Annotated in this window: 4 protein-coding genes and 1 pseudogene; all 5 read right to left on the bottom strand. The window is 37.5% G+C overall.

Features of this window, described 5'->3' with window-relative positions; translation table 11 throughout:
• Window positions 1-336 precede the first annotated feature (336 nt).
• The 5 genes and pseudogenes from JW841_03265 to JW841_03245 all read right to left on the bottom strand — a co-directional run bounded on the left by JW841_03265 (window position 337) and on the right by JW841_03245 (window position 6,963).
• Window positions 337-978, bottom strand: a pseudogene (locus JW841_03265) (IS4 family transposase).
• 233 nt (window positions 979-1,211) lie between these two features.
• Entirely contained in the window at window positions 1,212-1,553 is a 342-nt protein-coding gene (locus JW841_03260; protein ID MBN1959940.1) for a hypothetical protein, read from the bottom strand.
• Between the two features lie 147 nt (window positions 1,554-1,700).
• Window positions 1,701-3,041 carry a beta-glucosidase gene (locus JW841_03255; GenBank protein MBN1959939.1) on the bottom strand — a complete coding sequence of 447 codons (1,341 nt, stop codon included), beginning with the start codon at window positions 3,039-3,041 and terminating at the stop codon, window positions 1,701-1,703.
• Window positions 3,042-3,043: 2 nt separating this feature from the next.
• Window positions 3,044-4,513 carry a glycoside hydrolase family 9 protein gene (locus tag JW841_03250; protein MBN1959938.1) on the bottom strand — a complete coding sequence of 490 codons (1,470 nt, stop codon included), beginning with the start codon at window positions 4,511-4,513 and terminating at the stop codon, window positions 3,044-3,046.
• 14 nt (window positions 4,514-4,527) lie between these two features.
• Window positions 4,528-6,963 (bottom strand): glycosyl transferase, encoded by a 2,436-nt coding sequence (locus JW841_03245; protein ID MBN1959937.1) that lies wholly within the window; start codon window positions 6,961-6,963, stop codon window positions 4,528-4,530.
• Between the last annotated feature and the right edge of the window lie 271 nt (window positions 6,964-7,234).

Below are 7,234 nucleotides of genomic sequence, written 5' to 3'. Positions count from 1 at the left end.
TTATTTATGTCGTCCCTATGGTTATCGATAGAACCCGAGCAGCATCACACGCGCATAATGCTATCGCAGGCAAGCAAAGGTATTTCGTTAAAAGCGTTAATGCCGCCTACACCTGCACATCCGCGAGCGCTAGCGATGTTTTTAGAAGCTCTAGTAGCATCGATACTTTGGTGAAAAAACTCAAAACTCCAGGGCTCCACCTAAAAAATCAATTGCAGCTACAAAACATTTTTTTACTTGACCGCCCTGATCATAGAGGTACTGTGTGCTCGCAGACAATTTGTGTTTACGAATAAAAGCTCTAATTGAATTAAGGTAAACCGCCGCCTCTGGCGCTTAGCATTGATCAAGTTTTTTCTTTAAAGCAAGTCGACTAATTGCAATAGCAGCGGGCTCTAAACGACATAGCCCTCGTCCAATGGTAATAGAACCGGGTGGTCCGCTTCGTTTGTTACCTACGTAACCCCCAAGGTCAGCAACCCAACGCACAGCTTGGCCAAGAGATATCGAACGATTTTGATTATAATCTCGCGGTTGCCGTAAAATAACTATAGCCTCTAACTCAAAAGCAGAGAAATGCTCTGCTGCCAGTGCATCAGGCTTTTCTCTGGCTAAACGTTTCAAACGTTCTGCACGCATAGCAACACTTGCCAATATTGTAGCCCAAACCAAGAAACTGCTTTGCTCAAGTTGGCTCTCCTCAATTTTACAAACCGATTTCCAGGTTTTATGAAAGTCTTCTACTCGCCAGCGTAGGCTATAACCGTATATAACTTTAAGTGCATCATCAAAGCTTGTGACCGGTCGATTTGTCAATAGCATCCATTCAATTGGTTTTTCATCTTTTGGCGTTGTTCCATTTTCTAAAACTAAAACAGCCCATAATGTAAATGGTTCACGGCTGCCTTTATTAGTATTTTGTGGTTTTAATGTTACTTGTTTATAGCGAACATCGAGTAATGCCTTACGAGCCGGCGAAACCCGGTGCCAAACGACATTAACTAGTTGATATTTTTATGCTTTTAGTGTCTCGTTAGTAGAGACTCCCTATTTCAAACCTCATCAATTTACGCTAGCATGTAAGAAGTACTTTTCTTGCGGCGATCGCTAGCGCTGACGCCAACGAAGAATGGATGATTGAGTATTACTTGGTATTATTGTAAATATTGTTATTTCTTCTATTATTGATCTCATTTTTAATTTTATTTTCATCATTCCCACCACGGCGCTGATACCCACGCCATAAATGCTAGTCGATACTCAGCATCCCAACTTAACAACGCCTCGAATAAATCAAATCTACCGCAAGGCCATCTTGTAAATGGATCTGCAACCCACAGCACAAACCTGGCGCTACTAAGTTCAGCAGTGGTTGATAGGATACAGATTGGATTATTTGAGTTGTTGGTATTGCTGTTATAGTTTGCACTGCTTGTCTTGTCATCACTTAAAGATGTAATTTTACCGGTATTTGAGCATCCTACAGTAATTAATACCAGTAATAATATGACAGCAATAGAAATGCGAAAATAATTAACTAATATTATAAACAACTCCTAATTATGATCTATACGTAAGAGGCAATAGGAGCAGCAAAACGGCTCAAAATATTTTTATGATTAAATTGCGATATAAAATTGGGCGTTATGATCGAACGAGGTATCAATGAGAATTAAGAATTTGAACGTCGTTTGATTAATTCATTTTTGCAAAAAGGAAGTTAACCAATTACCACTAGATTTTATAGTACGCTTAAACGTTTGGTAATCAACTCTCACAATACCAAAACGTTTTTCAAAACCTTCAGCCCATTCGAAATTATCTAATAAGCTCCAAATGAAATATCCGCTTAAAGGAATGCCATGTAATATTGCTTCTTGGCAGGCAGCAATATGTCTTTCTAAATAAAATCTACGTGCTTCATCGTTCACAAAACCTGTCTCATTAGAGTTATCGTTGTAGGTGGCACCATTTTCAGTGACATACATTTTATTTGGTTTATAATTATTATAAATATAAGTTAAGATTTCGGTTAAACCTTCAGGGTAAACTTCCCAATCAAGATAAGTATGCTCTTTGCCAACTTTTAATATATTTAAATCTAATAAACCCGATGGAGGAGAACCACTAACAACAAACCTGGAGTAATAATTTATTCCTAAAAAATCTGTTGGAGTAGAAATAGCATTTAAGTCATTATTTATAATTACAGATTCAAACTTAGAAGCCTTGTTTTTATAATAATTAAGCATATCTAATGGATAGCCGCGACTGTAAAGAGGATCGAGAAACCAACGATTAGCAAAACCATTATATCGGCTAGCAGCCTTAACATCAGCTTCAGCGTTTGTTGCAGCATACACAGGCACAAGATTTAGCACAATACCTACTTGTGCATTTGGTATAGTTGCACGAATACTTTGCGTTGCTAAACCATGGGACAGTAACAGGTGATGACTTACACGTAGAGCAGTATCTAAATCGCGATTACCTGGAGCATGCAAACCAAAATAATTACCAAGAAACGAAATGCACCATGGTTCATTATGGGTCATCCATGCAGAAACCCGATCACCTAAGTGTCTTGCAATTACTTGGGCATAATCAACGAAAGCATAGACAATGTCTCGGTTATTCCAGCCACCAATATCTTGAAGAGTCTGAGGAAGATCCCAATGATAAAGAGTTACCCAAGGTTTAATATTATTTTCAAGCAAGCAATCAACAAGACGATCATAAAAGTCTAATCCACGTTGGTTAATGGTACCGCGTCCGTTAGGAATAACACGTGGCCATGAAATACTAAAACGATAAGCATTAAATCCTATCGCTTTCATGATAGCTATATCGCTTTGATAGAGATGGTAATGGTTACAGGTCTGTTTGCCAGTGTCACCATTTTTTATTTTTCCTGGGGTATTGCAAAATGTATCCCAGATAGAAGCCTTGCGGCCATCAATATCGTGAGCGCCTTCTATTTGATAGGCAGCCGTAGCAGTACCCCATAAAAAATTATCAGGAAAATCTGAGCGTAGCGGCATAATTATTTTAGCCATTGTTGTTTATCAAATGAAAGTACAGAAAGTGCACCAATAAGACCGGCATTATAATCAAGCGCAACTTCAGAATATTGATACATGTTCATATCATCAATGTATTCGTCATTATCATTCGGACCACCAACTAGAGCGCCATAAAGAGTACAATCGCGATTTTTATGTATATTGGCAGCTTGACATGAAATTGCCGCACGGTGATGGGGCTCTTTAGGGTACTTGTCACCAAAACCAATAATGTAAGAAATGTTTTGTGGGTTATTACCTAAAATATAATCTATTTGTTGTTGCGCAAAATTATAATATGTGTGTGAAAGGAATCGACGAGTGTAAAATAACGCCAACATCGCTTCGTTGGCAGCGTAACGTAAAACTCCCCATTGCAAATAATACTTAAGGCCACCGGGGGTAGTTTTCATTGAGTCTATCCAATACTCAATACTATCTTTAACAGCATTACTATAACGAGTATCGTCTGTAATGTCATACATCTTTAGCATTACAGGTAAAAAGACATTGTCCCAAGACATAGTCGAAGTTTTAAATGGCGCATTGTTTTTTGATTTTTTTAAAAAATTATCAATATCTTTAAGATATTTTTCCTCACCAGTTGCAATATACAACCAAACTGCAGCCCATGATAAATCATCAAAAAATGAAGAAGATTGATAAAAACCTTGAGCATCGCCTAAGCCGGGATTAGTTTTTCCCATATGATAAAGTTCTTTGGCGGCGAGCAAACATTTTTGTGCATATTCATTATCATCTTTAAAGTTTAAAAATCCTAATGCTAATGCTGCCGCAGTTTCACCTAAGACATCAGCGGCTGGATTTCTTGCATCAGCATATCTTCTTGTAGGTCTTGGTTCAGTTTGTTCTTCAGGAGTGCCCCAAAAAGCATGATCGGCGCCACCATCACCAACTTGATAATAAAAAATACCTTTATCAGGATGAGATTTTAAAAAATAATCAGTAAAGCGTCTCAGTGTAGCTAATAATTGAGCATCATCTTTAGATGCTAAAAGAATTTGTTTATTTTCATAATACACCCATCCCAATATTGATGCAGTGTATCCTTGAGGTAAACCAAATTTAACATGGTCACCGGCATCATGAAAACCACCGGTGAGGTCTACATTGACGTCATGACCATCATTAATGTGGCAATTATCACGCCAGGAAAAAGTATTGTTTGTTGCAACTTCATTTCCACAACGATTGGCGTCATAAAATTGAATAGCTAATTTTAAAGCATCCTTATATGGGCTAATTGTGTTTATTGCTAGTATTGATTCTAAAGGGGTATTTGTAGAAGAACGATAAGCAGTATTGCTACTACTGCAAGATAATGTAGGTAAAAATGATAGTAAAGCTATAAGCCCAAAGTATTGACGCCAGCTTTTTATTAAATAGTTGAATTTAGTAATTCTATGCAATCGATAAAAATAATCTAGCATTAATACACCTTTAATTAGCCCATCGTAGCTACAACTGAATGGGTTTTACCATCTGCAAAATCAGGAATCAAACTACCTTCAATGGATTTGCCATCAACTATTATAGAGCTAATACCCTTACTTACATGCGAGGGATTAACTATTTCTATTTGATATGTAGCTCCGCGAAACTGTCTGGTTATGGTAAAACCATTCCACTTAGCAGGGATACATGGGTCAATTATAATGCCATGCAATTCTGGTTTTATACCGAGTATATATTGAGTAATTGCGGCGTAGTTCCAGGCAGCAGTACCGGTAAGCCAAGAATTTTTAGCTTCGCCTGGTTTAACTGCATCTTTACCGGCTATCATTTGTGCATAAATGTAGGGCTCCATTCGGTGAATTTCACTGCGGTCTTCTACATAGGCAGGAGCAATTTTAGAATAAAGGTCAAAAGCTCGATCACCATGTCCTAAGACAGTTTCAGCTATCATTATCCATGGGTTATTATGGCAAAAAATTCCGGCGTTTTCTTTATAGCCAGGAGGGTAAGATGAAATTTCGCCTAAATTTTCATGATACTTTGAGTAAGGAGGATTGTTCAATACAATACCATAAGGAGTCTCTAAGTGCTCTTGCACTTTTTCTAATGCTTTTTTGGCAAAGCCTTCTTTAACTCCTATGCCAGCCATAATACAATAACCTTGTGGTTCGATATATATTTTTCCTTCGATACATTCTCGGCTACCGATTTTTTTACCATTAGCATCATAAGCGCGCAGGAACCATTCGCCATCCCATCCATGAGAAAGAATGGTTTGGCGCATTTTTTCTACCTGTTGCATAACAGCAGTAGCTTCAGTATCCTTTCCTTTTTCACCTAGCAGTTCAGCATAAAGTGGTGCAATAGATACAAACATACCTCCAATGAATACAGATTCAGCTACTTTGCCATCGGGGTCACCATAGGTTTGAAAAGATTCATCAGGTGTAGTTGAGAAACAATTTAGATTTAAACAGTCGTTCCAATCAGCTCTGCCTATTAAAGGAAGACCATGTGGACCAAGATGATTAAGAACATGCTTATATGAACGTGTTAAGTGTTCAAGCAGCGTGGCAGTATTAGATTGATTACAATCGAAAGGAACCTGCTCATCAAGAATAGATAAATCCCCAGTCTCTTTAATATATGCCGAAGTACCAAAGATTAGCCAAAGCGGATCATCATAAAATCCACCGCCAATATCGTTATTGCCCTTTTTAGTAAGCGGTTGATATTGATGATAGGCATTTCCGTCTTCAAATTGTGTTGCAGCAATGTCTAAAATACGTTCACGAGCGCGTTTTGGTATTTGATGTACAAAACCAATTAAATCTTGATTAGAGTCGCGAAAACCCATACCGCGACCAATGCCTGATTCAAAATAAGATGCACTGCGCGACATATTAAAAGTCACCATGCATTGGTAAGGATTCCAGATATTAACCATACGATCGAGTCTTGGATCATGACTTTTTATATTATATTTTGACAGGAGTGCATCCCAGCTAGATCGTAAATCTTCTTTAGCTTTTAATACGGCCGCATCAGTAGAGAAATGAGAGATTATTTCGTTGGCTTTTGATTTATTTATAATACCAGGTTTTTCCCATTTATTCCTTTCTTCATTTTCACAATAACCAAGAATGAAAATAAAAGAACGAGATGAATTAGGAACCAGTGAAATATCAAGTTGATGCGAAGCTATAGGGGACCAACCATGTGCTTGTGAATTGCATGCTCGCCCTTCGATGACTACAGAAGGATTATCAAAATTATTATAAGCACCAAGGAAACTTTCTCGATCAGTATCAAAACCAGCAATTGGTGAATTAACTGAGTAAAAAGCAAAATGGTTACGTCGCTCGCGATACTCAGTTTTATGATAAATTGTTGAACCGTTAATTTCCACTTCACCGGTATTTAAATTACGTTGAAAGTTAGTTTGATCGTCCCAAGCATTCCATAGACAAAATTCAATAAAAGAAAAAAGGCTTAGGTGTTTTTCATTTTGACTAGTATTTTTTATGGTCAAATGATGGATTTCACAATTATGTCCAACGGGAACAAAGAAGTCGGATGTAACTCTAAGGCCATTTCTTTCGCCAGTAATGGTAGTGTAGCCAAGACCATGGCGACATTCATAAAATGATAAATCTTTTTTGGTTGGTTTCCAGCCAGGACTCCAGAAATCAGTACCATCTTTAATATAGAAATAACGTCCCCCATTATCTATCGGAATATTATTGTAGCGATAGCGAGTAATACGTCTAAGACGTGCATCACGATAGAAGCAATAGCCACCAGCAGTATTAGAGATTAAAGAAAAGAAATTTTCACTGCCTAAATAATTGATCCAAGGATAAGGTGTTTTAGGAGTGTCAATTATATATTCATGTCTATCGTCGTCAAAGTGTCCGAATTTCATGGTTAAATGTCCTAGTGAAACAGCCATTGTTATGGCGAATTAGAACAGAAAAAGAATTACAAAAGGTACCATATTACATCAGGACTAAGTATGATTAAATAATATTTACAAGCTGCTCAATAGATATTTTATATGAATAATATTGAGCAGCTTGTTTAAAAATACTGATCAGTAAATAAACAGTTAGGGGGTGTCCCTAAATGTCTCCCGTCGATCTTCACGAAATTCGCTACTTACGACCGCGTGCTCGCAAAAATCCTGCCTGCGACTT

This window comes from Deltaproteobacteria bacterium (assembly GCA_016931625.1).
Lineage (GTDB): Bacteria > Myxococcota > XYA12-FULL-58-9 > XYA12-FULL-58-9 > JAFGEK01 > JAFGEK01.
The sequence above is the reverse complement of the archived record's forward strand: the minus strand, read 5'-3'. Positions and strand labels throughout refer to the sequence as shown.